Annotated in this window: 1 protein-coding gene; it reads left to right on the forward strand. The window is 71.1% G+C overall.

The window, feature by feature from the left end; genetic code table 11:
* Nucleotides 1-232: hypothetical protein (locus AC0IVP_RS22250; protein ID WP_471759321.1), on the forward strand; the 232-nt coding region annotated here is incomplete at both ends.

Below are 232 nucleotides of genomic sequence, written 5' to 3' on the forward strand. Positions count from 1 at the left end.
CGAGGACGGCCGGACGCTGGTGGACTGCCTGCTCAGCACCCAGGCGCAGGAGTACTTCGCCCAGGAGACCTACGAGTACCCGATGGTCTCCGGCGGGCCGGTGGCCGACCAGCTGCCCTCGCTGGAGGACCTCGACGCCCCGACCATCGACTTGGACGACCTGGCGTCGCTGGCGGTCACGCTGCAGATGATCACCGCCACGGGGCTGGCCCGATCGACACCGCAGGGGCGC

Source organism: Klenkia sp. AC732 (assembly GCF_979256525.1).